General features: G+C 65.8%; 34 protein-coding genes and 1 tRNA gene. 11 read left to right on the forward strand and 24 right to left on the reverse strand.

Annotation, left to right across the window (positions count from 1 at the left end; genetic code table 11):
- Nucleotides 1–9: 9 nt before the first annotated feature.
- Complete coding sequence (gene mutL, locus J2Y54_RS02630; protein WP_310036692.1) at nt 10–1,833, reverse strand: DNA mismatch repair endonuclease MutL; 1,824 nt, start codon at nt 1,831–1,833, stop codon at nt 10–12.
- A gap of 149 nt (nt 1,834–1,982) precedes the next feature.
- Here mutL and J2Y54_RS02635 point away from each other — a divergent pair, with 149 nt between their 5' ends.
- From J2Y54_RS02635 to J2Y54_RS02665, 7 genes are all read left to right on the forward strand, one after another.
- Entirely contained in the window at nt 1,983–3,023 is a 1,041-nt protein-coding gene (locus J2Y54_RS02635) for a rod shape-determining protein (protein ID WP_310036693.1), read from the forward strand.
- A gap of 13 nt (nt 3,024–3,036) precedes the next feature.
- Nucleotides 3,037–3,921, forward strand: coding sequence for a rod shape-determining protein MreC (mreC, locus tag J2Y54_RS02640; protein WP_310036694.1), 885 nt, complete (start codon nt 3,037–3,039; stop codon nt 3,919–3,921).
- Nucleotides 3,918–4,430, forward strand: coding sequence for a rod shape-determining protein MreD (gene mreD / locus J2Y54_RS02645; RefSeq protein ID WP_310036696.1), 513 nt, complete (start codon nt 3,918–3,920; stop codon nt 4,428–4,430). The genes mreC and mreD overlap by 4 nt, the downstream gene beginning before the upstream one ends.
- Complete coding sequence (gene mrdA, locus J2Y54_RS02650) at nt 4,427–6,481, forward strand: penicillin-binding protein 2 (protein WP_310036698.1); 2,055 nt, start codon at nt 4,427–4,429, stop codon at nt 6,479–6,481. The genes mreD and mrdA overlap by 4 nt, the downstream gene beginning before the upstream one ends.
- A complete protein-coding gene (rodA, locus tag J2Y54_RS02655; RefSeq protein ID WP_310036700.1) occupies nt 6,478–7,605 on the forward strand; it encodes a rod shape-determining protein RodA in 1,128 nt (375 codons plus the stop codon). Before mrdA ends, rodA begins: the two co-directional genes overlap by 4 nt.
- A 104-nt stretch (nt 7,606–7,709) precedes the next feature.
- Nucleotides 7,710–7,785: transfer RNA gene (locus J2Y54_RS02660), tRNA-Lys, on the forward strand.
- Nucleotides 7,786–8,053: 268 nt separating this feature from the next.
- On the forward strand, nt 8,054–8,338 hold the full coding sequence (locus J2Y54_RS02665; RefSeq protein WP_310036702.1) for a hypothetical protein: 285 nt from the start codon (nt 8,054–8,056) through the stop codon (nt 8,336–8,338).
- 1 nt (nt 8,339) lies between these two features.
- Here J2Y54_RS02665 and J2Y54_RS02670 read toward each other — a convergent pair whose 3' ends face one another.
- The 22 genes from J2Y54_RS02670 to J2Y54_RS02775 all read right to left on the reverse strand — a co-directional run bounded on the left by J2Y54_RS02670 (nt 8,340) and on the right by J2Y54_RS02775 (nt 18,854).
- Nucleotides 8,340–8,522, reverse strand: a complete 183-nt coding sequence (locus J2Y54_RS02670) for a hypothetical protein (protein WP_310036703.1) — start codon at nt 8,520–8,522, stop codon at nt 8,340–8,342.
- A 118-nt stretch (nt 8,523–8,640) separates the two neighbouring features.
- A complete protein-coding gene (locus tag J2Y54_RS02675; RefSeq protein WP_310036704.1) occupies nt 8,641–9,180 on the reverse strand; it encodes a hypothetical protein in 540 nt (179 codons plus the stop codon).
- Nucleotides 9,180–9,524: a hypothetical protein gene (locus J2Y54_RS02680; protein WP_310036705.1), complete on the reverse strand. Its 345-nt coding sequence runs from the start codon at nt 9,522–9,524 to the stop codon at nt 9,180–9,182. Before J2Y54_RS02680 ends, J2Y54_RS02675 begins: the two co-directional genes overlap by 1 nt.
- Complete coding sequence (locus tag J2Y54_RS02685) at nt 9,521–9,769, reverse strand: hypothetical protein (RefSeq protein ID WP_310036706.1); 249 nt, start codon at nt 9,767–9,769, stop codon at nt 9,521–9,523. The genes J2Y54_RS02680 and J2Y54_RS02685 overlap by 4 nt, the downstream gene beginning before the upstream one ends.
- Nucleotides 9,766–9,960 carry a hypothetical protein gene (locus J2Y54_RS02690; RefSeq protein ID WP_310036708.1) on the reverse strand — a complete coding sequence of 65 codons (195 nt, stop codon included), beginning with the start codon at nt 9,958–9,960 and terminating at the stop codon, nt 9,766–9,768. Before J2Y54_RS02690 ends, J2Y54_RS02685 begins: the two co-directional genes overlap by 4 nt.
- A gap of 112 nt (nt 9,961–10,072) precedes the next feature.
- Nucleotides 10,073–11,389 (reverse strand): hypothetical protein, encoded by a 1,317-nt coding sequence (locus J2Y54_RS02695; RefSeq protein WP_310036710.1) that lies wholly within the window; start codon nt 11,387–11,389, stop codon nt 10,073–10,075.
- Nucleotides 11,389–11,634, reverse strand: a complete 246-nt coding sequence (locus tag J2Y54_RS02700) for a hypothetical protein (RefSeq protein ID WP_310036712.1) — start codon at nt 11,632–11,634, stop codon at nt 11,389–11,391. The genes J2Y54_RS02695 and J2Y54_RS02700 overlap by 1 nt, the downstream gene beginning before the upstream one ends.
- Entirely contained in the window at nt 11,624–11,890 is a 267-nt protein-coding gene (locus J2Y54_RS02705; protein ID WP_310036713.1) for a hypothetical protein, read from the reverse strand. Before J2Y54_RS02705 ends, J2Y54_RS02700 begins: the two co-directional genes overlap by 11 nt.
- On the reverse strand, nt 11,883–12,146 hold the full coding sequence (locus J2Y54_RS02710) for a hypothetical protein (protein WP_310036715.1): 264 nt from the start codon (nt 12,144–12,146) through the stop codon (nt 11,883–11,885). Before J2Y54_RS02710 ends, J2Y54_RS02705 begins: the two co-directional genes overlap by 8 nt.
- Nucleotides 12,143–12,769: a DUF1643 domain-containing protein gene (locus J2Y54_RS02715; protein ID WP_310036716.1), complete on the reverse strand. Its 627-nt coding sequence runs from the start codon at nt 12,767–12,769 to the stop codon at nt 12,143–12,145. Before J2Y54_RS02715 ends, J2Y54_RS02710 begins: the two co-directional genes overlap by 4 nt.
- Nucleotides 12,766–13,446, reverse strand: coding sequence for a hypothetical protein (locus J2Y54_RS02720; RefSeq protein ID WP_310036718.1), 681 nt, complete (start codon nt 13,444–13,446; stop codon nt 12,766–12,768). The genes J2Y54_RS02715 and J2Y54_RS02720 overlap by 4 nt, the downstream gene beginning before the upstream one ends.
- Nucleotides 13,443–14,192: a hypothetical protein gene (locus J2Y54_RS02725; protein ID WP_310036720.1), complete on the reverse strand. Its 750-nt coding sequence runs from the start codon at nt 14,190–14,192 to the stop codon at nt 13,443–13,445. The genes J2Y54_RS02720 and J2Y54_RS02725 overlap by 4 nt, the downstream gene beginning before the upstream one ends.
- A complete protein-coding gene (locus J2Y54_RS02730) occupies nt 14,185–14,670 on the reverse strand; it encodes a hypothetical protein (RefSeq protein ID WP_310036721.1) in 486 nt (161 codons plus the stop codon). Before J2Y54_RS02730 ends, J2Y54_RS02725 begins: the two co-directional genes overlap by 8 nt.
- Nucleotides 14,667–15,047 (reverse strand): hypothetical protein, encoded by a 381-nt coding sequence (locus tag J2Y54_RS02735; protein ID WP_310036723.1) that lies wholly within the window; start codon nt 15,045–15,047, stop codon nt 14,667–14,669. The genes J2Y54_RS02730 and J2Y54_RS02735 overlap by 4 nt, the downstream gene beginning before the upstream one ends.
- A complete protein-coding gene (locus J2Y54_RS02740; protein ID WP_310036725.1) occupies nt 15,044–16,222 on the reverse strand; it encodes a phage Gp37/Gp68 family protein in 1,179 nt (392 codons plus the stop codon). The genes J2Y54_RS02735 and J2Y54_RS02740 overlap by 4 nt, the downstream gene beginning before the upstream one ends.
- Nucleotides 16,223–16,405: 183 nt before the next feature.
- The gene (locus J2Y54_RS02745) at nt 16,406–16,588 is read right to left on the reverse strand and encodes a hypothetical protein (RefSeq protein ID WP_310036726.1); all 183 of its coding nucleotides are present in this window, start codon (nt 16,586–16,588) and stop codon (nt 16,406–16,408) included.
- Nucleotides 16,581–16,973: a hypothetical protein gene (locus J2Y54_RS02750; protein WP_310036728.1), complete on the reverse strand. Its 393-nt coding sequence runs from the start codon at nt 16,971–16,973 to the stop codon at nt 16,581–16,583. Before J2Y54_RS02750 ends, J2Y54_RS02745 begins: the two co-directional genes overlap by 8 nt.
- Nucleotides 16,970–17,242 carry a hypothetical protein gene (locus tag J2Y54_RS02755; RefSeq protein ID WP_310036730.1) on the reverse strand — a complete coding sequence of 91 codons (273 nt, stop codon included), beginning with the start codon at nt 17,240–17,242 and terminating at the stop codon, nt 16,970–16,972. Before J2Y54_RS02755 ends, J2Y54_RS02750 begins: the two co-directional genes overlap by 4 nt.
- A gap of 247 nt (nt 17,243–17,489) precedes the next feature.
- Nucleotides 17,490–17,852, reverse strand: coding sequence for a hypothetical protein (locus J2Y54_RS02760; protein ID WP_310036731.1), 363 nt, complete (start codon nt 17,850–17,852; stop codon nt 17,490–17,492).
- Complete coding sequence (locus J2Y54_RS02765; protein ID WP_310036733.1) at nt 17,849–18,016, reverse strand: hypothetical protein; 168 nt, start codon at nt 18,014–18,016, stop codon at nt 17,849–17,851. The genes J2Y54_RS02760 and J2Y54_RS02765 overlap by 4 nt, the downstream gene beginning before the upstream one ends.
- A complete protein-coding gene (locus tag J2Y54_RS02770; RefSeq protein WP_310036734.1) occupies nt 18,013–18,366 on the reverse strand; it encodes a hypothetical protein in 354 nt (117 codons plus the stop codon). The genes J2Y54_RS02765 and J2Y54_RS02770 overlap by 4 nt, the downstream gene beginning before the upstream one ends.
- Nucleotides 18,363–18,854 (reverse strand): hypothetical protein, encoded by a 492-nt coding sequence (locus J2Y54_RS02775; RefSeq protein ID WP_310036735.1) that lies wholly within the window; start codon nt 18,852–18,854, stop codon nt 18,363–18,365. The genes J2Y54_RS02770 and J2Y54_RS02775 overlap by 4 nt, the downstream gene beginning before the upstream one ends.
- A 164-nt stretch (nt 18,855–19,018) precedes the next feature.
- Between J2Y54_RS02775 and J2Y54_RS02780 the strand changes: the two genes are divergently transcribed.
- Nucleotides 19,019–19,186, forward strand: a complete 168-nt coding sequence (locus J2Y54_RS02780; RefSeq protein ID WP_310036737.1) for a hypothetical protein — start codon at nt 19,019–19,021, stop codon at nt 19,184–19,186.
- On the opposite strand, the gene J2Y54_RS02785 is transcribed toward J2Y54_RS02780, so the two are convergent.
- The gene (locus J2Y54_RS02785; RefSeq protein ID WP_310036739.1) at nt 19,183–19,827 is read right to left on the reverse strand and encodes a S24 family peptidase; all 645 of its coding nucleotides are present in this window, start codon (nt 19,825–19,827) and stop codon (nt 19,183–19,185) included. The two genes, J2Y54_RS02780 and J2Y54_RS02785, sit on opposite strands and share 4 nt — an antisense overlap.
- 43 nt (nt 19,828–19,870) lie before the next feature.
- Here J2Y54_RS02785 and J2Y54_RS02790 point away from each other — a divergent pair, with 43 nt between their 5' ends.
- The 3 genes from J2Y54_RS02790 to J2Y54_RS02800 are packed head-to-tail and all read left to right on the forward strand — an operon-like array spanning nt 19,871 to nt 20,903.
- Nucleotides 19,871–20,176, forward strand: a complete 306-nt coding sequence (locus J2Y54_RS02790; protein ID WP_310036740.1) for a carph-isopro domain-containing protein — start codon at nt 19,871–19,873, stop codon at nt 20,174–20,176.
- The gene (locus tag J2Y54_RS02795) at nt 20,173–20,424 is read left to right on the forward strand and encodes a hypothetical protein (protein ID WP_310036742.1); all 252 of its coding nucleotides are present in this window, start codon (nt 20,173–20,175) and stop codon (nt 20,422–20,424) included. The genes J2Y54_RS02790 and J2Y54_RS02795 overlap by 4 nt, the downstream gene beginning before the upstream one ends.
- A 26-nt stretch (nt 20,425–20,450) precedes the next feature.
- Entirely contained in the window at nt 20,451–20,903 is a 453-nt protein-coding gene (locus J2Y54_RS02800) for a hypothetical protein (RefSeq protein ID WP_310036743.1), read from the forward strand.
- The last annotated feature ends 17 nt before the right edge of the window (nt 20,904–20,920 follow it).

Raw genomic sequence — 20,920 nt, forward strand, 5'->3', positions numbered from 1 at the left:
AGCTTCGGACTACTTCCTCCCGAACAGCTTCTCGATATCGCCATGCGCCAGCTTCACCCAGGTCGGGCGGCCGTGGTTGCACTGGCCCGAGTGCGGCGTGACCTCCATCTCGCGGAGCAGCGCGTTCATCTCGGCGACCGACAGTACGCGGCCCGCGCGTACCGATCCATGACACGCCATCGTCGCGGCGACATGGTCGAGCTTTTCCTTGAGGCTCAGCGCCTGGTCGAACGCCGCCAGTTCGTCGGCGATGTCGGTGACGAGCGCGATCACATCGCCCTTGCCCAATAGCGCCGGGGTCGCGCGGACCAGCATCGCGCGCGGGCCGAAGCGTTCCAGCTCCAGCCCGAACTCCGCCAGCTCGCCCGCGCGGGCTTCCAGCCGGTCGCACGCCGGTTCGTCCAGCTCGACCACCTCGGGCAACAGCAAGGCCTGGCTCGCCACCCCGCCGCTGCTCACCGCGCGGCGCATGCGTTCGAGGACGAGGCGTTCATGCGCGGCGTGCTGGTCGACCAGCACCAGACCGTCCTCCGCCTCCGCGACGATATAGGTCCGCGCCACCTGCCCCCGCGCGACGCCGAGCGGGTAGCTGATCGCCGCCGGAACCGGCTCGGCGGCGGGTTCGGCGCGGGCTTGTGGAGGTGGGGTGAAAAAGGTCGGGCGGTCGCGAACATATCTAAGCCCCTCCCCTTCAGGGGAGGGGTTGGGGTGGGGCGTATAAGTCTCATCGAGACCGAAGCCCGTTTGGATAGGCCCCACCCCCAACCCCTCCCCTAAAGGGGAGGGGCTTGAAGAAGAGGAACTCGCCCACAACCCCATCACCGCCGCATCGGGCCGCTGCACGCTGCGATGCCCCGCCCCGTCCAGCGCGCGCCGCAACCCGCTGACGATCAGCCCGCGCGCGAGTTGCGGATCGCGGAAGCGCACTTCGGTCTTGGCCGGATGGACGTTCACATCGACCTGATCGGGCGGCACATCGAGGAACAGGGCGACTACCGGATGCCGGTCACGCGCCAGCATCTCGGCATAGGCGCCGCGCACCGCGCCGGTTAGCAGCCGATCCTTGACCGGCCGACCGTTGACGAACAGATATTGGTGATCCGCCACGCCGCGGTTGAAGGTCGGCAACCCGGCAACCCCGCCCAGCACGATCCCTTCGCGCTCGAAATCGATCCCGACGCTGTTCGCCGCCAGATCGCGGTCGGTCAGCGCCGCGACGCGCGCGATCCGGTCCATCCCCTCCTGTACGGCCAGCACCCGCCGCCCGTCATGCTCGACCGAAAAGCCGATCTCGGGCCGCGCCATCGCCAGCCGCTTTACGACGTCGAGGCAGGCGGCATATTCCGACCGCGTCGAGCGCAGGAATTTGCGCCGCGCCGGGACTTTCTCGAACAGCCCCTCCACCCGTACCCGCGTGCCGGGGGGCAGCGCCGCCGGCCCCTCTGCGGTCAGCACGCCATTGTCGACGGTGCGCGACCAGCCATCGGCGCCGCGCGGGCGGCTCTCGACCGTAAAGCGCGACACGCTGGCGATCGACGGCAACGCTTCGCCCCGGAACCCCAGCGTCGTGACCGCATCGATCGCGTCGTCGGGCAGTTTCGACGTCGCATGTCGCTCCAGCGCCAGCGCCATTTCGGGCGGCGTCATGCCGCACCCGTCGTCGGTCACCTCGATCAGTTCGATCCCGCCGCCGGACAGCCGCACGGCGATCCGGGTCGCACCCGAATCGACAGCGTTTTCCACCAGTTCCTTGAGCGCGCTGGCGGGGCGTTCCACCACCTCACCCGCTGCAATCCGGTTGACAAGATGCTCCGGCAAGCGTCGTATTGACATGCAAGCCGGTGTAGCCCAAGCGGCGCCATCCCGCGACCCGTATCCGCCAATTTTCCTTCGGCCGGAGTCGATCCGACCGAAACGGGTCAAGGTATGATTTTCAGTGCGAAACCCGGCCCGGGCGGCCGTGACAGAACGGTGCGATCAGAATGATTTTCTCCCGCCTTTTCAAATTCATGTCCCATGACCTCGCGATCGATCTCGGGACCGCGAATACGGTTGTGTATCTGCGCGGGCGCGGGGTGGTGCTGAACGAGCCGTCGGTGGTCGCGGTCGAAACGCTGAACGGCATCAAGCGGGTCAAGGCGGTTGGCGACGACGCCAAGCTGATGATGGGCAAGACCCCCGGCACGATCGAAGCGATTCGGCCGCTGCGCGATGGCGTGATCGCCGACATCGACGTGGCAGAGCAGATGATTTCGCACTTCATCCGCAAGGTTACCGGACAGCGCAAGTTCATGCGCTGGCCCCAGATCGTGATCTGCGTCCCGTCGGGCTCGACCAGCGTCGAGCGTCGCGCGATCCGTGACGCCGCACAGAATGCCGGCGCCAGCCAGGTGTTCCTGATCGAAGAGCCGATGGCCGCCGCGATCGGCGCGGACATGCCGGTGACCGAACCGATCGGCTCGATGGTGGTCGATATCGGCGGTGGCACGACCGAGGTCGCCGTCCTCTCGCTGCGCGGCCTTGCCTATTCGACCTCGGTCCGCGTCGGCGGCGACAAGATGGACGAAGCGATCGTCTCCTATGTCCGCCGCAACCATAACCTGCTGATCGGTGAAGCGACGGCAGAGCGGATCAAGCAGGAAGTCGGCGTCGCCAAGCCGCCCGCAGACGGCATCGGCCAGACGATCCACATCAAGGGTCGCGACCTCGTCAATGGCGTGCCCAAGGAAATCCAGATCAACCAGGGCCAGATCGCCGAAGCGCTGTCCGAACCGGTCGGCACGATCGTCGAAGGCGTTCGCATCGCGCTTGAGAACACCGCGCCCGAACTGGCCGCGGACATCGTCGACCAGGGCATCGTCCTGACCGGCGGCGGCGCGCTGCTCGAAGGGATTGACGAGGTGCTTCGCGATGAGACGGGTTTGCCCGTGACCGTCGCCGAAGACCCGCTAACCTGTGTGGCGCTGGGTACCGGACGTGCGCTAGAGGATCCGGTGTTTCGTGGTGTTCTGATTCAGGTCTGAGGAAGCGGGGGCTATGGCGCCGCCACATAACCGGCGCCCCGGCTTTTCGCGGCGGGCGCAATACGGGCTCTTCATCGGCTATGTGGTCGCGGTCGGCGGGGCGCTGGTCGCGGTCGGCCTGCTGTTGCTGTCGACCCTGAACCCGCCTGCCTTTGCGGTGGTGCGCGGCGCATTTTCCGAACTGGTGACGCCGGTCGCCTCGGGCGCAGACTGGACCCGGCGCAGCGTGTCCGGCGTCCCCTCCTGGATTGGCAGCTTCTTTGGCGTGCGCGCCGAGAATGCGCGGCTCAAGGCCGAGCTGGAAGCCAATCGGACGCTGATCGACCACGCCCGCGTCGTCACCCGCGACAATCGGCGCCTGCGCGCGCTGCTCAAGTTGCGCGACCGCGTCGCCGATCCGGTCGTCGCAGCACGGATCGTCTATGCCAGCGGATCGAGCACGCGCCGCTTTGCCACGCTCAACGCCGGCAGCTGGCAGGGCGTGCGGACGGGGCAGCCGGTACGCGGGCCAGACGGGCTGATCGGCCGTGTGGTCGAAACCAGCCCCAACACCGCGCGCATTCTGCTCGTCCTCGACCCTGAAAGCGTGGTTCCGGTGCGCCGGATCCGCGACGGCCTGCCTGCCATTGCCGCCGGGCGCGGCGATGGCTTGGTCGAAATCCGGTCGGCCGGGGAAGCGCAGCAATTGTTCGAGCCGGGGGACAGCTTCGTCACCTCCGGCACCGGGGGGCTGTTCCCGCCCAACATTGCCGTCGCGGTGGTGGTCGAACGTGCCCGCGACACCGCCCGCGCACGAGTGACCGCCAATCCCGACATGCTCGATTACGCGCTGGTCCAACGCAGCTTCTTCCCCGAAGCCGCGCAGGATGCGCGCCCGTCGGCACCGGGGACGCGGTGACCGGAACGCCCTATGCCGGCCTGGGCCAGCCGCAAGGCTCGCGGCGGGCGCGCTGGGTGGCGCCGCTGTCGATCATCCTTGCCTCGCTGGTCACGCTGATCCCGCTCAAGGCAAGCGTTCCGCTCCTGCCGCCCTTCGGCCTGATGATGCTGCTGGCATGGCGGCTGCACCGCCCCGAACTGCTCAAGCCATGGGCGCCGGTCCTGCTCGGACTGGTCGACGATCTGGTCAGCGGGCAGCCACTGGGGAGCGCGATGCTGCTGTGGACCGTCGCGTTCATTGCCATCGACGTGCTCGACACGCGTATCGTGTGGCGCGATTTCCTTCAGGACTGGCTGCTTGCCGCCGGCGCCATCGGTTTCTGCCTGATCGCGGGTCGCTTGATTGCGACGTCGCTTGATGCGCATGTCGATACGGTGTTGCTGATTCAGATTCTTGTATCGATCGCGCTGTTTCCGGTGCTGTCGCGACTTGTGTCCCGGCTTGATCGACGGCGGGCGTGGCGATGAGCCGACCCGTGCGCATGATCAGCGAGGCGCAGCAGGGCTACAGCTTTTCGCGCCGTGCGGTCCTGCTTGGTGGCATCCAGTCGACGCTGGGCCTTGTCCTGGCCGGCCGGCTGACCTGGCTCGCGGTCTATGAGAATGACAAGTACAAGCTGCTGGCGGAGAGCAACCGGGTCAACATGACCCTGACCCCGCCGCGGCGGGGCTGGATCGTCGATCGGCGCGGGGTGCCGATCGCCAATAACCGCACCGATTTTCGCGTCGACATCATCCCCGATCGGCTTGAAAACAAGGATCAGGTGCTCGCGACGCTGCGCGATATTCTGGCGCTGACCCCGGAGGATATCGCCCAGATCGAGGACGATCTGAAGGGCGCAGCCGGTTTCCGCCCGGTTCAGGTGGCGGAAAACCTGGATTTCGAACAGTATGCAGCGGTCAATGTGCGCCTGCCCGAACTTCCCGGTGTTGCGCCGGCGCGCGGTTTTGCGCGCAACTATCCGGCCGGTGCCGCGGTCGGGCATCTGGTCGGTTATGTCGGCGCCGCCACGGCAGAGCAGTTTCGCGAGAGCAAGGATCCGCTGCTGCTGACCCCCGGGTTCAAACTGGGCAAGGACGGGCTTGAGCGGACGCTGGAGGATACATTGCGCGGTTCCCCCGGGGCGAAGCGGTCGGAGGTGACCGCGCGCGGCAAGCTCGTCCGGGAACTGGCGACCCGCCCGGACCAGCCGGGCAAGACCGTCCGACTCACCATCGATGCCGGGCTTCAGGAATATACCGCCCGCCGGCTTGGCAATGAATCGGGTTCGGTCACCGTGTTCGATATCACCAATGGCGACATTCTCGCGCTGGTGTCGATGCCCAGCTATGATCCGAACGCCTTTTCCGACGGGATCAGCCAGGCGGAATGGAAGATGCTGTCGCAGGACGACCATCTGCCGCTGACCAACAAGACGTTTCAGGGGCTATACCCGCCCGGTTCGACCTTCAAGCCGGCCACCGCGCTCGCGATCCTGGGGGCCGGCATCGATCCGCAACGCGTGGTCGTGTGCAATGGCGGCTACCAGCTTGGCAATCGCCGGTTCGGCTGTCTTGGCCGTCACGGGCCGATGACGATGCACACCGCGATCGCGCGCAGCTGCAATACCTATTTCTATGCCCTTGGGCGGGAAATCGGGATCGAGCCGATCGCTGCAGCCGCGCGCAAGCTTGGCTTTGGCGAGGAGTTCGCCATCCCCGTCCCGTCACAGCGTTACGGCACCGTGCCCGACACCGCGTGGAAGCAGCGCCGCTTCAAGCAGGACTGGACCCAGGCCGATACGCTGAACGCCGCGATCGGTCAGGGCTATGTGCTCGTCAATCCGTTCCAGCTTGCCGTCGCCACCGCCCGTATCGCCTCCAGCCGGGCGTTGCTCCCGTCGCTGATCATCGACCAGCCCAAGCCTCCGTTGCGCCTCGACTTCCCCGAGGAGCATCTCGCCGTGGTTCGCGCCGGGATGGACGAGGTCGTCAATGGCGCGGGCACCGCCGGCGCCTCGCGCCTGCCGCTGGAGGGCATTCGCATGGCGGGCAAGACCGGTACGGCGCAGGTTCGGCGCATCATGGACCGCAATCGCGGCCAGGGCGGCGAATGGAAATATCGCGACCATGGCCTGTTCATCTGCTTCGCGCCGGTCGACAATCCGCGTTACGCCGCTTCGGTCGTGATCGAGCATGGCATGGGCGGATCGCGCGCGGCTGCGCCGGTCGCGAAGGACGTTCTGACCTGGCTGTTCGACCGGCAAAAGGCGATGGACGCGCTCGCGGTACTCGAAGCCGGCTGGGGCGGCGACATCCGGACGCGCATGGCGGCCAAGGAAGCGGCATTCCGCGCGGCGCAGGGTCTGCCGCCGCGAGTCCAGGTCACCCCCTCCCCCGTTCCCACCGACACGCCCGCCCCGCCCCCGGCTCCGGCACCCGCTCCAGCGACCACCGCAGCGCCGGCACCTACGGCCGCCACCACGCCGGTGCCCGCGCCGGTCCCTGCCCCGCCTCTTGCCCCGGAACCGCAGCCATGACGACGATCGGCCCCGGCTTTGTTCCAGCGCCCGTCCTGCGCCTGCCATGGGGCGCGCTGAGCCTGGTCGGTGCGATCGGGCTGTTTGGAACGCTGATGCTCTATTCGGCCGCCGGGGGGAGCCTTTCGCCCTGGGCACTCAGCCATGGCATGCGCTTTTCGTTCTTCCTCGCCGTAGCGCTCGCCATGTCGCGCGTCCCGGTCGACTGGTACCGTCAGCTCGCCTTTCCCCTGTACGGCCTCTGCCTGGTGCTCATCATTCTGACCGAACTGATCGGCCATGTCGCCGGCGGCGCGCAGAGCTGGCTCGACCTTGGCTTCATGCGGCTTCAACCCTCGGAACTGACCAAGCTCGCCTTGGTGCTCGCGCTTGCCCGCTTCTACGAAATGCTGCCTGCCGGGGAGACGCGCGGGTTCGGCGCAGTCTGGCCGGGGGCGGTCATCACGCTGATCCCGGCAGGATTGGTGCTGATTCAGCCCGATCTTGGCACCGCGATGATGATCCTTGCCGGCGGAGCGGCGCTGATGTTCCTGGGCGGCGTGCCGCTGCGCCTGTTCATCGCGGGCGGGATGGCTGCCGCAGTCGCGGTCCCGCTGATGATCAATTACGGGATGCAGGAATATCAGCAAAAACGCGTGCTGATCTTCCTCAACCCGGAACAGGATCCGCTGGGCGCCGGCTATCATATCACCCAGTCAAAGATCGCGATCGGGTCCGGCGGCCTGTTCGGCAAGGGGTTCCTCAACGGGACCCAGGTCCATCTCAATTATCTGCCCGAGGGGCATACCGATTTCGTGTTCGCGCTGATTGCAGAGGAACTGGGCCTGGTCGGCGGGCTGCTGCTGATCGCCGCCTTTGTCGGGCTGTGCCTGTGGGCCGTCGGCGTCGCGACGCGCGCGACCAGCAAGTTCGAGCGGCTGACCGCAGCGGGCATTTCCGCGACGATCTTCTTCTATGTCGCCATCAATCTGCTGATGGTCATGGGCATGGCGCCGGTGACCGGCATTCCGCTCCCGCTGGTCAGCCATGGCGGGTCGTCGATGATGACGGTGATGTTCGCAATCGGCATCCTGTTCGCGATCGATCGCCAGAACCGCCAGGATGCGACCCGCGCGCGCTGGTAATGTCACTTTTTTGAAAAAGCCTGTTGCATTCCGTTTTCGCGCCCGCTATCGGCGCCACTCCCGACGGGGAAGCGGCGCTGCAGCCGCTCTCCTCTTCCCGGAATGGACGCATAGCTCAGTTGGTAGAGCAGCTGACTCTTAATCAGCGGGTCCTAGGTTCGAGCCCTAGTGCGTCCACCATTGGGAATCTGCAGAAACCTGCGATTCTCGAAGCGGTACCGGTTTGTTCTTCCGACATTCGTTCCGACAGGCATTCCGACAAAATCTGTGCCAGCCGCGCATTCGTTGGGCTGCGGAATAGCACGTGACGCGCCCATGCCGGCATTTCGATGATATCCGGAATCAGGCGTGTGTGAGTGGCTTTGGAGATTGCCGATCTTACGAAGCTGGTAGATGATGCGATGCAGCCGCTGAGCAAGCGTTTGTTCGACAAGAAAGGCCAACCGCAATGACGTTGCAGGATCTCCTAACTTGGGGCGCGATCGGGATGTTCAGCATTTCAGCTCTGCTTTGGTGGGCCTCGACTCATGTGAAGGTCAGCGCGGCAAAGGTTGAGGCCGAATATCAGAAAATTCACGGCCCACTCTCGGGTCCTGCCCAGATCGTGGGAGATGACGGCAGCGATTTCACGGCGACGGTTCAGCTACAATCCCGATGGAGCCGCCGGGCAGCAGTCGCAACCGCTGTCGCTTTAGTCCTTCAGGCGCTCGCGACAGCCTTCAATTCAAACTGACTCACTCCCCTCTTCTGGGGTTTACCATGAAGTCGGTGCTCTCGCCCGAGGCGAGGCGGACCTGGGCCGATAACGCGGCGCCGGCGTTGTCGAGCGCTTCAGCGATCGATGCCTGCAGAGCCGCCTCGGTGCCGATGCGGAAGCGCGCGCGGCGCAGGATGGCGACGACTTGGTCCGGCGTCATGCGCGCCACCACTTGCGCTTCCCACACCGGGTGCAGCTCAGCTTGCTGAGCCTGCGGCGCTCGAAGAGGGCGTGGGTCGGGTGCCAGCTATGCAGGCCGATGAGGCAGAGCACCCGCATCATTGCGGAGCGCTCCCTGCCTCGAGCTGGCGCAGATCGGCTTCGCGCTGCGCAAGCTGCTTCTCCAGCTCCTCGAGGTTGACCTTGGCCTGCGCGACTTGTTCACGCCGCCATTCGACGCCCGCCCTGGCGTTGTCGATCGCCCAACTCCGCACGAGACCGCGATCGGTCGAGAACATGTTCTCGTACTGGATCAGCCCGTCATGGGTGACGTTCGGCCATCCCAGCTCCTCGCATTGCTTTTCGAGGATCTCGCCGCCTTCATAGGTGAAGACCGTAATCGAGCGCTCGAACCTGTCCGGCGCCGCCACCAGCTCGGCGAGCTTGAACGGGTCAGCGTCCATCTCTGCTTGGTAGCGCAGCAGATCCGCGTTGCGGCTCCAGCCCGGCGAGGGATCGTAGCGGGTGATCACCTCGCCACGGTTCTTGTCGATGACGATGCAATCATGGATGTAGCCCGACCCGATGCAGATGCCCTTATCGGTGACCTGGACGATATGCTCGATGCGATAGTGATCGCGGACCGCTTTCCAGCCCATCAATCCCCTCCCGAAAGACGATTGAAGGCGGCGCGGGCGCTTTCCGGCATGTCGGCAAGCAATTCGTTGCCATAGATGTGCCAAATCTGCGCCGGGGAGGGTTTGGCGATCGAACCGCGCAGCATGTTGACATGCACCGCGTTCGGATCGGACAGCGCCGCTGCGTCGCCTCCTTTGTTCGGAGTGGCTGCGACCCGGTGCGCGGCGAGGGCTTGGACGATGATGGTATTGTCCTCCAGACCGGCCCGACACCGGGCGATCTGATCGTTGCCGTTCGTTGCTCCGACTAACGCTTCAGCGAGTGTGGCAGCCGCATCGCGGTCAGCTTGGGTGACCTCGATCAAGACGGCTGCCTCCCTGCGTTGATGCACTCGTAGAAGTAGAGGACCGCAGCATCGGCGGCGCTGCGAAACCCCTCGCCCATGCCGTTGCCGGCACCGGGATGCATGTTCATGTTGTTGAGGGCATCCGTCGCATTCGTGCCCGCTGGCGCATTCAGCCCAAGGCAACGCTGAGCAATGCGGAACGCCAGCTCGTCGCGCGGGATCTCGATCCCGAGCAGGGTCCGCTTCGCCTTCTCCGCGCTCACAGCGTCTTCACCAGCTCTAGCGCCTGGGATTCGGTGAACCCCTCCGCGACATAGGCGAGGAAAATCGTGCGCCGCGCGTGCGCGAGGTCAGCCGCGACCTCTGCGCCAGCTTGCCACGCCTCGACCATCTGGCGCATCGCCTCGGGAAGGTTATCGCGCGGACGCTCGAAGCGCCCAGGTTCGTCGGTCATTAATCAGCTCCAGTCATGTCGGTGGGAAGGTTCCCGCAAAGGCGGTCGAACAGCAGCGCGCAGGCGAGCGCCGCCAGCATCAGGATGATCAGGGAGCCCTTGGCGGCGCCGATCATGTCGCACCGCCCTTCTGATCGCCCCGCGCCTCATCGAGAGCGCCGAGCTGGGCAATGTGCGCGCGGCGGGCCGCGGCGATGCGCCGCGCCTTCTCGGCGTTCGCCTTGTTGTAGATCCGGGTGACCTCGAGCGTCTTGTGGCCAGACACCGCCCGGGTGTCGTCGATGCCGGCGTCGCCGATCTCGGTGATCCCGCCGTGGCGAAATCCGGTGAAGGTCATGTCCTTGGGCAGACCAGCCTGCTCGCAGATCGCGCGGTGGACCGTCGACATGCGCCGCTCGGCATAGGGCTTGCCGTTTCGCTCCTCGACGATGATCCGGCCATCGGCCGTCGGCGCGATCGCGCGCCAGGCCGCGAGCTCCTCCTCGAGTTCGGGATAGAGCGACACGCGCTCAACTGCTCCGCCCTCCCCCTGCTCCTCGACGAACAAAGGAAGCATAACCGGGTTTCCGGTCTTGCTCTGCACCAGGGTGATATGCTCGCCCGGGACATAGCCGGACCAAAGGATATGGCGCTCCGGCCCCTCCTGCTCGCCATCGCCCTTCAGCGCCTCATAGCCGAAGACGTCGGACACGCGCTGGCAGCATTCGAAGCAGAGCGCCGCCGCGGCCGCCATCGACTGAAAGCCCATCTCGCGCGCGGTGGCCCGGTACAGGTCGTATTCGGCGCGACTGGTGGCGCGGTTCCCCTTCACGGCCGTGCTCTTCAGGCCCATGCCGAGGAACGGGTTCTCGGTGACGCCGGTCGTGCGCTTGTGCCGAACCGCCCAGGCCCACACGAGGCGACAGACCTGCATCGCATAGCTCGCTTCGCGCGCGCCGCGCTCCTGCCACTTCTCGTACATGCGATCGGCTACAGTCGCGTCGACCTTGTTCGCCGCGCGCTTGCCCAGCTCTGGCGCGCCCTTCTTCGGCTCGAACGCGCAGATCGCGTCCATCAACCGGTGATAGTCCTTCTTCGTCTTGGGCTTATTCTTCCGGAAGCGGGGCTGCTCACGGTACCATGCGAACAGCCAGGCCACGGTGCCCTTGACCAGTACCCGGCCCATCGTGCCCTTGCGCCAGTCGCGAAACGCCTCGTTCAGGTTGTTGCCCTTGGCGATCGCCTGGGCGAGGTCCGTCCCCAGCGCGGTCGGGACCACCGGGCAAGGCTGGCCATGACGCATCACAGGCACAAGCTTGCCGGTTTCCGGATCCTTCTTCGGCCGGGCCCAGTGGGGCAGTTCCCAGTAATAGCCAGTCTTGCCGCCGGCGAGCTTCGCCGGGCGGACGTAGGCGGGCAACCGCTCCGAGGGCTTGCGCGCGATCGGCATCAGTCGAACTCGATCGCGCCGGCATCGTCGGCCTCGCCATCGAACAGCGAAGCGAGCGCGGCGTCGAGGTCCACACGCGGGGCAATCATCTGGCCGCGCGGACCGCGCGGGCGGAAGCGCACCAGTCCGCGCCTCTCCCAGTCCTTCAGCTGCGTCTCAGCAACACCGGTATAGGCGAGCGCCATCGCGCGCGGCATCGCGGCTGGCCAGAATGGCAGCGCCTGCTCGAGCTTCTCAGCACCCATTGCTGTGCCTTTCATGCCAGTAGCGCAGAGCGGCGAGGACCGTGGGAAGGTTGTCGACCAGCTCGCAGGCAAGGCGGCTGGGGATCGCTCGCGATCCGATGTGCATCGAGGCCAGTGCGCCGCAGCGCGCGCCTGCATCCGTCGCGCGAATGTTTCCCACAGTGCCGAAGATCGGCACCGGGCGCTCGTCGCCGGGAATGGGCTGCCCAGCCTCGAGCAGTTCGAGGTTGCTGATCAGGGTCGCGACGTCAGCCATGCGCTGCCTCCGCCCGCTGCGCGGCAATCTTGTCGGGCACGGCCACGATCGCGCGCTCGAGCACGCGCGCGGCAACAGCATCCATACCGAGGTGCGGGGCGTGCTGTGTGACGAGGTTCGCCGCATAGCGCGCCACAACGTGGCCATCGGCCGCGCCCAGCAGCTCCGCGATTTCTGCAACTGCGCTTGGGGTGACCATGATGCCGCGGGCGATCGCGCGTGCGGCAACGCTGGAATAGTCGGGGGCGGTGCTCATGGCTGGACGAACTCCTTCAGTTCGCGGCTATAGGGGAGCATGCAGGGGTGCTCTGGGCGGCCACGCTTCGTGATGCCGAGGGTGAGGAAGCGGACGCGCGGGTCGCGCCGGCGGCCGGTCGCCCAACCCTCCAATGGTGGGCCATGGTCGCCCCAGGCGAGCAGAACGTCGCGGCGCAGCTCGTGCGGCTCGAGATCGTTCAGGACGCGGTTGCCCAGCGTGCCGTTGTACCCGGTCGTGGGCCAGCCCGCCGCCTTGGCCACCGCTGGCTTCGTCGCGCGGAAATCGCACTCATTGATGACGACCACGCCGCCATAGCCATTCCGCTTCGCAAACCCGATCAGCTTCTTCATGGTCTGATCGTCACTCAGCGCGCGCGCCGTCGACGGGTTGAGCATGCGCGCGAACAGGATGGGCAGCGCGTCGTCCCACACCCAGGACAGGATATGGCGGAAGCGAGGCTCCTCCCCTTCCCTCGCCGGCTGGGACAGCACGGCGAGGCCGCGACGCCCGTCGCGCTCCGCGCGCTCGATGATCCCGTGGAACTCGAACATCGTGCGGCCGCGCGAGGGGGGCTCGAAGCTGCGGAGGATCCAGTCCTCGATTGTGGAGCGGGCGCTCATGCCGCGATCCGATCCAATTGCTCGGCGATGCCGAGTTGCTTCATCAGCCAGTCCCAGCGGATGTGCCCCCAAGAACAGCCACCATCGGCCTCGATTGCGGGCCAAGGCTGTCCATCACCGCAGCGGCATTCATAACCGCCGGGTTCGCAGGTGTCGCAATCCTCATCGATGAAGTAGCGCGGGCCGCATTCTTCCTCGATCGCCGTCAGAACGTCGTCGATATGCTCGCCGATCGTGTCGTCGCGATAGGTGTGGTACCAGCGCTTGCCGCTCTCGCGCCACGAACTGCAGGCCCGCACGACGTGATAATTGGGGCGCTGGTTGATGGTGCTGATTGTCAGCAGGTGGAAGCCGTCGCCGAACGATGCCTCGCAGACGTATGGCGTCAGCATTCCACAATCGCCCTCGGTCCACAGCGAGCCGAGGAATTCGACCTCGATCGCGGCCTTGAGCATGTCGAGGTTGAGCAGATCGCCGATGACCATGTCGCGGAATCCAGGCGGGACCGGAGTCAGCCATTCGTCTAGGCAATTCCATGCGTTGATAAAGCCGCCCTCAATCATCACGCGGTGGGCAGGCGGCTGCAGGGGATCAGCGACGCGCTCGACGACCGCCCCGTAGTGGCGGCCATAGCGAGGATGCTGCACGCGGACCCGAATGCCTGGAGTGAGGCTCATGTGACGCCGCCGATCTGGTCGATGTTGCCGCGCACGACGTCGAACGTCACCGCGACGACCCACGGGTTCGCTTCCCACGCTCCGGGGCCGTTGATGCTGTCCCAGAGCGACGCATATGACCGGCGAGGGTCAGCGTAGTGGCGCGTCAGGTTTGGATTGGTCTCCAAATAGTCGATCCAACCCCACAGGGAGCCGACGCCCCGCGCATCAATTCCTTCGGCGATCGCATCCGCCTCGCTGCAATCCTGCAACCGCTCGACCCGAACATCGGTCACCAGCAGCGTGATTCGGCTCGCCGCGCGCGGCATGAAGCGCGCAAGCCGTTTGTGCCAGGCGACCGTCGCAGGGTCGTGATGGTGACGGCCACCTCGGAAGCAGGAGGGAGGATCGTACGCGATCACGTCGTCAGCCGGCGCGAAAGCCCATTTTTGCTTGCCGCCCTTGGTTTGTGCGCCCGCGATCGGCTCCCAGTGGCCGCGCTGGTAATATTCCTCGCGGACGTAGAGCCGGTCACCAACTTCGACGCCGATGTCATACGGTCCGCTGAGTGCACCGGTCGACAGGTAGTGCATCACACCGCGCTTGAACTCGCCCGGATCCAGCTCGATCAGCTCCTCAGGCGGATGCACGGCGACGCGGTTGCCCATGATGGCCGTGATCTTTGCGACCCGCCGCGTCTGCGTCTTGCGCCCGTCGAGCAGCGCGCGGACCATCGGCGCGGAGAACAGGATGGCGCGGTCAGCCACGAGCCCCTCCAGAATAGTCGGGCAGCATCGTCGGCATGTTGCCGGTTTCATAGGCGTTTGCGATCGCGGGGCGGACCTCCTCCCCCACAAGACGGCCGTTGGGCAGGACGATGTTCGCCATGAACTCGTCTTCGAAAACAGCGATGCCGCTCTCGACGGCCTCGAGTTTCGCCTTGATCACCAGGGCGAGCGCGCGCCAGCGCTGGCGCACCGCTTGCTCGTAGAGCTTGCGCGCTGCCTCTTCCGTCCGCTCCCACAGCTTCCCGCGCGACATGTATTCGGTGAATTCCTTGTCGCCCCGCGCCGGGAGTGGCAGCACGAAGCGGACCTGACGTCCGTTCATGCGGAAGCCAACGAGCGCGTCGGTCTCCTTCCAGCCATAGAGGAACTGGTCGGCGCCGTAGCGCTCGAGCGTGCGTTCGATCTCATCGCGCGAGCGGCTGGATGAGACCTCGGTGCTGGCGGCGTAGCGGGTCATGCGCAGAAGACCTTTCCGGTGCAGCCGCCCGGGCAGCGCGCGGCGATCATGAGTTCGGCCGCCTGTTCGAGCGGCATCGGGAGGTGGAGGACGGTCCAGACCTCGTCACAGTCGCCGCAGCGTGCGCGCATAGGCTGCTTCCATTCGACGGTTACCGTTCCGGCGACCGTTTCGGTCCGAACTCGATCGGGATCGCGGTCGATGATCAGGTTGCCGCTCCCATCGCGGGCGTTGCGGCGCACCCAACCGGCATTGGCGTCGAAAGCGAACACGTCGCTCTGCAGCTCGCCGTCCAGGCAAATTGCGAGGCGGTGGCCAATCGCCGGATCATAGTCCGGCTGGCCGATATCGTATGCGCGGGGCGGCTGGTCGGTCATGCCGGCATTCCGTCGTGCTGGATGCCACGGAGCAGGCGTCCGGTCCGCGCCTTGCCTAGCCGCATCATCGTCATTCCGCCGCAGCCAGCCTGAAACGCCCTCAGCGTCTCGTCGTCCTGAACCGCGGACCACTCGTTCATCGCAAATCGGTGACCGTTGCGGTGAAGCACACACTGCTCAACCGCGCAGCGCCTGGTTGCCTCAGGAACCTGCGCCGGCGCTGGGTAGTAGAGCTTGTCCTCCATCGCATCGATGTCGATGTCACTGACCGGCGCCCACTCACCCCACTGCTTGAAGAAGAACGGCACACCCGCCGCAGCGCACTGGTCGCGCAGCCAGCGCGCCCAATCCGGGTGCATCGGACGCGCGCCGGGGCCGCTCTCGCCGCCGACGATAACCCAGTCCAAGCCGGGCAAGAGATCTTCGCCCGAAACGTCCCAAAGCCCGGTTGTCGGGTCCATGCGAGCATCGCCGAGGATGCCTCTCTCGTTCGCCTTCTCGTTCCACAATCCGAGAGTGTAGGGCGAAGCGAGATCGACCGGCCCAAGTAGCGGCTCGCACGACAGGAACCGCACCGCCGCCGGCGTCGCCAGCAGGTCCGGGATGCGATCGTCGGCGCGCTGCTGGTCCTCGACCGAGACGCCCAGCCAGACGTTCGAGAGCGGCCAGATCACGAAGGACGGATCGGCTTCGGTTGCACGGTTGCCCAAAGGCGCGAGGGCCTGCGCCCCACTCACGCCCCAGTCGGCGCCCAAGTCGAGGATGACGCGCGCAATTCGCTCTGGCGTGTGCGGGTCCGAGCAATAGGCGCGCATCCGCGCCGACCGCTTCGTAAGGATCTGGTGCTGATGCTGAGGCGTCAGCGCGCAGACCGCAAAGACGCGGTCAATCCATTCGTCAGGCACATTCTCGTGAAACAGGTCGCCATGCGCATTCCAGAAGATCTTGCGCGGACGTTTCCAGCGCAGCGGCTGACGCAGCGCGCTCTCGCTAAAGCGCACCTCGCCCGTCCACACCATGCCGCCAGCGGTTTTGTGGGTCAGGCCTTGCCGCACCGGGAATCGATGCGCTTGCTTCATGGCGTAGCAATGCTTGCAGCCCGGCGAGATCACCGAACAGCCGTTCACCGCGTTGACCGTCGCATTGGTCCATTCGATCTTGGTGTTGTCGCTCATCATCGCCTCCTGGGCATCGGCGCGGGTTCGCGGCAGGGCGCACAGCGGCCTGCCACCAACCGTTGAGAATGCTCGCAGCACTCTCGGCACTCGCCGGGCTCACCCGGCGGGATCTGGCGCGCCGCGGCGCGTACCGCCGCTGCAGTTTGCGCCTCCATCCGCTCCTGGGCGCGATCGGCGTCGTCAGCCACGGCGACAGGCCTCCGCGTTGAGCAGCTGGTCGACATCGGGCCCAAAGGCAGCGGCAGCGAAGCAGCGGCCATTCGGCAAGCGCAACTCGGTGAAGCCGCGGCTGCGCTCACTGGGGCGGATGCGGCGGAAACCGTCCGCGTCATAGGTGCGGTTGGGGGTTGTCGGATCAGCCATCGGTCGGCTCCGTGCAAGGAATGTCTTCGTGGATTGCGAGGGTCATCAGCCGAATACGGACCGACGTGATTGCGCGGCCGAGCGCTTCCGCCATCTGGCGGTGGTTCAGGCCTTGCGATTCGAGCTCAAGCAGACGCGCGTCCTCGGCTTGGGTGAATTTGCGCTGGGTTCGCCCGTCGCGTGCTACGAAGCTCGACGGCTCGGTCGGGACCGGGCGCCGCCGTTGGCGCGGCGATACGGCCCCATGCTTCAGGCACTGATAGTGGATTGCGCCAGCAGTGACGTCATTTGCGTCGGCGAGCGCCTGATAGGACCAGCCCCGCTCCCGCTTGGCGATCACGTCATCGATCTGCGCATCAGTCAGCTTGCGGCGATAACCCGTCATGCGCCTTCTCCTCGGCGGGCCAGCGCTGCGCGCAGCGCATGCGTCGGTACCGCGTCGAGATTGGGGAGTTCGGGCAACTTCAAGCCCCGTGGGCGAAAGCGTTCCCGGATCAGCAGCTTCTGCTTGGTCAGCCCGTCGACAATGCGCGCGACCGAACTTTTCGACTTCGCGCCGACGTGCTGCATGATCTCTTCGATCGTGGGCGCAAGGCCGATGGTTTCGATCCGGTCCCGGATGAAGGACAGCACCTGCTGTTCGAGCGCAGTCATCGGTCGCGCCCCTCCCAGTTGCTCCGACCGGCCTCGACGGCCGGAGCATTGGGGAGAGCGGGCATTTGTCGCTGCGCGACCGAGGCAACCCGGGGCGAAATCGATGAGACAGCCGGTTCGGCGCCAACGACGCGAACAAGCATCGAGAGCAGCAGCGTGGCGGCAAGACCGCAGGCAGCGATGCCAACTCGTGCGCCGCGGTGCGGCAGCATCGCGCGGAACGCGTCGCGCAGCTCGACAGCGCGGTCTACTTCGCGTCGGTCCACTTTTTCTCTCCACTGGGGGTGATGATCAGGACTCGCTTGCGGTCGCGCGTAAGCGCCAGAAGCGGACAAAGCACGACGCGCCCGCCGGCCATCGGGATCGAGAATGCTTCGAGCTTCTCCGGCTCGCGCAGCAGCGCGATCACCGCGCCACTGAAGCGCGAGCGCTCGATAAGCGCCTTGTCGAGATCGACGCGCATGCGGGCGAGTTGCTGAGCGGTCCAGCGTGAACCAGGCACGGCGGTACCAGTCCACAGGTCGGGAAAGGTCTCCGAGCGCGACGGATTGATCCGCGCCCCGCTCTGCAGGGCGAGCTTGATCTGCTCGGCGGTCAGCGGGCCGCTCATGCGCGGCCACCGAATGGCCACCAGCGGCGGCGCAAGACAGGCAGCTCGGCCGAGCGCTCGGCCTTGAACGGCGGCGTCCGGTCGGCCTCGACCCACACCTGCCCCCAGTGGGCGGATGCTTCGGGGCGCTCGCTGGCGCGGATGCGTGTGGTCGGGGCGCTCATTGGCCGAACCCCGCCTTGATGAGCGCCTCGCGCAATGCGTCGGTGATCTTGGGAACCCGGAACTCGTCCAGCTCTGTGACGAAGCAGAAGCCTGCGACGCAGACCTCCCCCCGGCCTTCACTCCACCAGTTCCAGCGCGCGATGCCAGTGCACAGTGCCGCGGCGATCATCGCATGATCCGGCGCTGCGGCGATCAGGCGCGCATTGGCTTCAATCCGATCCATGTCGCCGCCGAACCCGGCCGTCGACATGAAGCAAACGCGATGATCGGGACGCGCGTCGTGAATGACCAGGCTATCGCCATCATTATACGGAACTACGGACCAAGGTGCGGGCGAGATGCTGGTCATCGCGCGATCCTCGCAATCCCGAAGGCCTCGCAAGCCTGTTCGGCGGAAACGCGCTGCTCGGTCGCCGCCCTCACCTCAATCTGCGCGGCGGAGAGCATGCGGTGCGCATCGGCTTCCCGCGCCTGGGCGAGCGTCAGCGCGTTGAGGAGCGTGCGGCTGGTGTCGCCGGTGGGCGCCGCCCGTCCGCTGCGCGCCCGCGCGTCCAGAACGGCGTTCAGGATCTCGACCAATGCCGCACCGGTGGTCCCGATACGCTCGGCGCGCACCGCGATCCGGCTGTACATCTCGGAGATCTCGCTCTGCGCGCCGATGCGGTGGCGATCGACCGTGATTGACAGCAGGCGCGAGGACTTGACCCGCATCGACTGCGCGATGGGCAGGAGGTCGCTGATCGCCTGCTCGAGATCGGGATCTTCGGAAAGGGTTTCGTGTCGCATCGTCATCCTCACCGCTCTGTCGGCGATCCCCGAAATGGGCCGCCCGAGCACTGAACGATGAATTACGAATGTCGTAACTGCATGTCAATACGATTATCGTAATTTGCGGAAATGCTCAACGGATACGGCTGCAGGGTCTTGAAGCGCTGTTCTTTTTTTGTTCCACTACACGCAGTGAGAATCGGAAAGGGGTGACCATGCGGCGCGGTTGTAGGGTGGAGTTGCTGGGCGTCCCGCAAGGACCTTATCGCGACAATATCGACGACGCGCAGCAGGACGCACTACGCCTGAAACTGGCGTCCTACGACGAAGAAGGGCGCCTGTACCTGGACGCCGGCGTAGAGCTGAAATGGGGACCGATCGTCGCGCTCGCGGCGGCTTAGCCGCCCATTTTGCGCAGGTGATGGGCGCCGATGATCACTGAGACGACCCGCCCAATGATGCGAATCGGCTCCGCGCCAAGGAGGGTCTCGACGTGCGAAGGATCGGTCGAGAGCGGGATCAGGCGAGCAGGGTTTTCGGAATAGCGCTTGAAGGTCAGCTCGCCTGCTTCGTTGGCGATTACATAAAGATCCTCGGCAAACAGCGCCTTGTCGTCAAGGTCGACGATTACATCGCACCCGAACGGCGCGATCTTGTTCATGCTCTCGCCGTCAACCTCTATCGCTACAGAGCCCTTCGGCACGTTCGCACTGACCTCGACGGTATCGGTCGTCTCTGCCAGCGCTTCGCGGAGCGATCCGGCCGGGACGCGTCCGACTCGCCGGATGCGACGAACACTTGCGTCATCCGAATCCGACATTCCGAACAGCCTGGCGAGGATCGGCATCTCGCGTTGCTGTATGCGCCGCCGACCGTTCAGCATTTCGCTCACACGCGCGGGTGCGATGCCGAGCTCCGCCGCCACCTCCTTTTGCTGAAGGCGCCCGCCTTCAATCCAGCGGTGCAGCTCAGCGAGGAGATCATCGTGCGTCAGCATCGAGAGACCATGCGGAAATCGTAACGGCGGGTCGATCACGAACATCGTAATTTCCACTTGCGATCGAATTACGTTTATCGTAATCCGCATGGTGATGACACAGGCAGCTCAAATCGTCGAAGCGCTTGGCGGCACCTCTGCTGTCGCGACCGCGCTCGACCTGACGCCCTCGACGGTCTCCAGTTGGAAGACGAGTGGCAAGATCCCGCGCTGGCGGATGCCGGACGTTCGCGCGCTGGCACAGCGCAGGGATGTCGACCTCGACACTATCTTTTCGGGCGACGCTTCCGCGTCCACCGCGCTTTGCTCTGTTTGCGAGTTGCGCGCCGAGGATACGGCTGTCGGTTCGTGCACGTCGCCCTCCTGTCCCCGCAAGGTGAGGGACGCGGCATGAGCGGCGAAGAAATCATCCATTCCGATCCGGACTGGGCGCCAGTTGCCCAGGTCCCGAACCCGCTCTGCGCGATGGGCGCGCTGGGGGCGGGCGTCGCGGTGTTCCCCACGGCCGCGGCGCCCGTCGGTACCGATCAGGACAAGCTCGCGCTGCATGAAGCGGCCGGGACGGGCGCGGAGCCTTTGGATCGTTGGGGCTCCGCGCCCGGTGTGATTTCGCATCTTCATGTCGAGAGTGTTGCCCGATGAATGGGGGAAATGTCGTTCCCGAAACCATGCCTGTTGGGGAAGAGGACTTCCGCGCGCGAATGGTGAACGGGCTGGCGCGCGCGCAGACCCGCGTGGGCGCGAAGGCGCTCGCGTACGTGATGGACCTCACCCCCAAGCAGCTGCGGAACGTTTTCGCAGGCGGGTCGACGCATCCGAAGCGACTGTGGGATGCGCTCGCCGCGTGTCCGACCGCGCTCGACGACATTGCCGACGCCTATGGCAAGCGGCTGGTGTCGAAGGACGAGGCCGTCGTCATTGCCGACGGCACCCTCCCCTTGGCTGCGCTGCTGGCGCAGGTCGCGGCGGCGGAGAGCCCGAGCAGCCCGGGCGGAACAGGCAAGACGCACCAGGAACTGCTGGCGATGGAGGAAGCGATCCGCGCTGTCCACGCCATCACCGGAGAATGGATCACCAAGATCAACGACATCCGCGCGCCGCGCGTGGTGGCGAGCAACTGAGGTTCTAAAGCCGGCGG

It is taken from the genome of Sphingomonas sp. BE123, from assembly GCF_031456015.1.
In the GTDB taxonomy this organism is placed as follows: Bacteria; Pseudomonadota; Alphaproteobacteria; order Sphingomonadales; family Sphingomonadaceae; genus Sphingomonas.

Bases quoted from the DNA above. Each gene is read 5' to 3' on its own strand.
- mutL (WP_310036692.1), bottom strand. From the start codon at position 1,833: ATGTCAATACGACGCTTGCCGGAGCATCTTGTCAACCGGATTGCAGCG.
- J2Y54_RS02635 (WP_310036693.1), top strand. From the start codon at position 1,983: ATGATTTTCTCCCGCCTTTTCAAATTCATGTCCCATGACCTCGCGATC.
- mreC (WP_310036694.1), top strand. From the start codon at position 3,037: ATGGCGCCGCCACATAACCGGCGCCCCGGCTTTTCGCGGCGGGCGCAA.
- mrdA (WP_310036698.1), top strand. From the start codon at position 4,427: ATGAGCCGACCCGTGCGCATGATCAGCGAGGCGCAGCAGGGCTACAGC.
- rodA (WP_310036700.1), top strand. From the start codon at position 6,478: ATGACGACGATCGGCCCCGGCTTTGTTCCAGCGCCCGTCCTGCGCCTG.
- J2Y54_RS02665 (WP_310036702.1), top strand. From the start codon at position 8,054: ATGACGTTGCAGGATCTCCTAACTTGGGGCGCGATCGGGATGTTCAGC.
- J2Y54_RS02670 (WP_310036703.1), bottom strand. From the start codon at position 8,522: ATGACGCCGGACCAAGTCGTCGCCATCCTGCGCCGCGCGCGCTTCCGC.
- J2Y54_RS02675 (WP_310036704.1), bottom strand. From the start codon at position 9,180: ATGGGCTGGAAAGCGGTCCGCGATCACTATCGCATCGAGCATATCGTC.
- J2Y54_RS02690 (WP_310036708.1), bottom strand. From the start codon at position 9,960: ATGACCGACGAACCTGGGCGCTTCGAGCGTCCGCGCGATAACCTTCCC.
- J2Y54_RS02695 (WP_310036710.1), bottom strand. From the start codon at position 11,389: ATGCCGATCGCGCGCAAGCCCTCGGAGCGGTTGCCCGCCTACGTCCGC.
- J2Y54_RS02700 (WP_310036712.1), bottom strand. From the start codon at position 11,634: ATGGGTGCTGAGAAGCTCGAGCAGGCGCTGCCATTCTGGCCAGCCGCG.
- J2Y54_RS02705 (WP_310036713.1), bottom strand. From the start codon at position 11,890: ATGGCTGACGTCGCGACCCTGATCAGCAACCTCGAACTGCTCGAGGCT.
- J2Y54_RS02710 (WP_310036715.1), bottom strand. From the start codon at position 12,146: ATGAGCACCGCCCCCGACTATTCCAGCGTTGCCGCACGCGCGATCGCC.
- J2Y54_RS02715 (WP_310036716.1), bottom strand. From the start codon at position 12,769: ATGAGCGCCCGCTCCACAATCGAGGACTGGATCCTCCGCAGCTTCGAG.
- J2Y54_RS02720 (WP_310036718.1), bottom strand. From the start codon at position 13,446: ATGAGCCTCACTCCAGGCATTCGGGTCCGCGTGCAGCATCCTCGCTAT.
- J2Y54_RS02730 (WP_310036721.1), bottom strand. From the start codon at position 14,670: ATGACCCGCTACGCCGCCAGCACCGAGGTCTCATCCAGCCGCTCGCGC.
- J2Y54_RS02735 (WP_310036723.1), bottom strand. From the start codon at position 15,047: ATGACCGACCAGCCGCCCCGCGCATACGATATCGGCCAGCCGGACTAT.
- J2Y54_RS02740 (WP_310036725.1), bottom strand. From the start codon at position 16,222: ATGAGCGACAACACCAAGATCGAATGGACCAATGCGACGGTCAACGCG.
- J2Y54_RS02745 (WP_310036726.1), bottom strand. From the start codon at position 16,588: ATGGCTGATCCGACAACCCCCAACCGCACCTATGACGCGGACGGTTTC.
- J2Y54_RS02750 (WP_310036728.1), bottom strand. From the start codon at position 16,973: ATGACGGGTTATCGCCGCAAGCTGACTGATGCGCAGATCGATGACGTG.
- J2Y54_RS02755 (WP_310036730.1), bottom strand. From the start codon at position 17,242: ATGACTGCGCTCGAACAGCAGGTGCTGTCCTTCATCCGGGACCGGATC.
- J2Y54_RS02760 (WP_310036731.1), bottom strand. From the start codon at position 17,852: ATGAGCGGCCCGCTGACCGCCGAGCAGATCAAGCTCGCCCTGCAGAGC.
- J2Y54_RS02765 (WP_310036733.1), bottom strand. From the start codon at position 18,016: ATGAGCGCCCCGACCACACGCATCCGCGCCAGCGAGCGCCCCGAAGCA.
- J2Y54_RS02770 (WP_310036734.1), bottom strand. From the start codon at position 18,366: ATGACCAGCATCTCGCCCGCACCTTGGTCCGTAGTTCCGTATAATGAT.
- J2Y54_RS02785 (WP_310036739.1), bottom strand. From the start codon at position 19,827: ATGTTCGTGATCGACCCGCCGTTACGATTTCCGCATGGTCTCTCGATG.
- J2Y54_RS02790 (WP_310036740.1), top strand. From the start codon at position 19,871: ATGGTGATGACACAGGCAGCTCAAATCGTCGAAGCGCTTGGCGGCACC.
- J2Y54_RS02795 (WP_310036742.1), top strand. From the start codon at position 20,173: ATGAGCGGCGAAGAAATCATCCATTCCGATCCGGACTGGGCGCCAGTT.
- J2Y54_RS02800 (WP_310036743.1), top strand. From the start codon at position 20,451: ATGCCTGTTGGGGAAGAGGACTTCCGCGCGCGAATGGTGAACGGGCTG.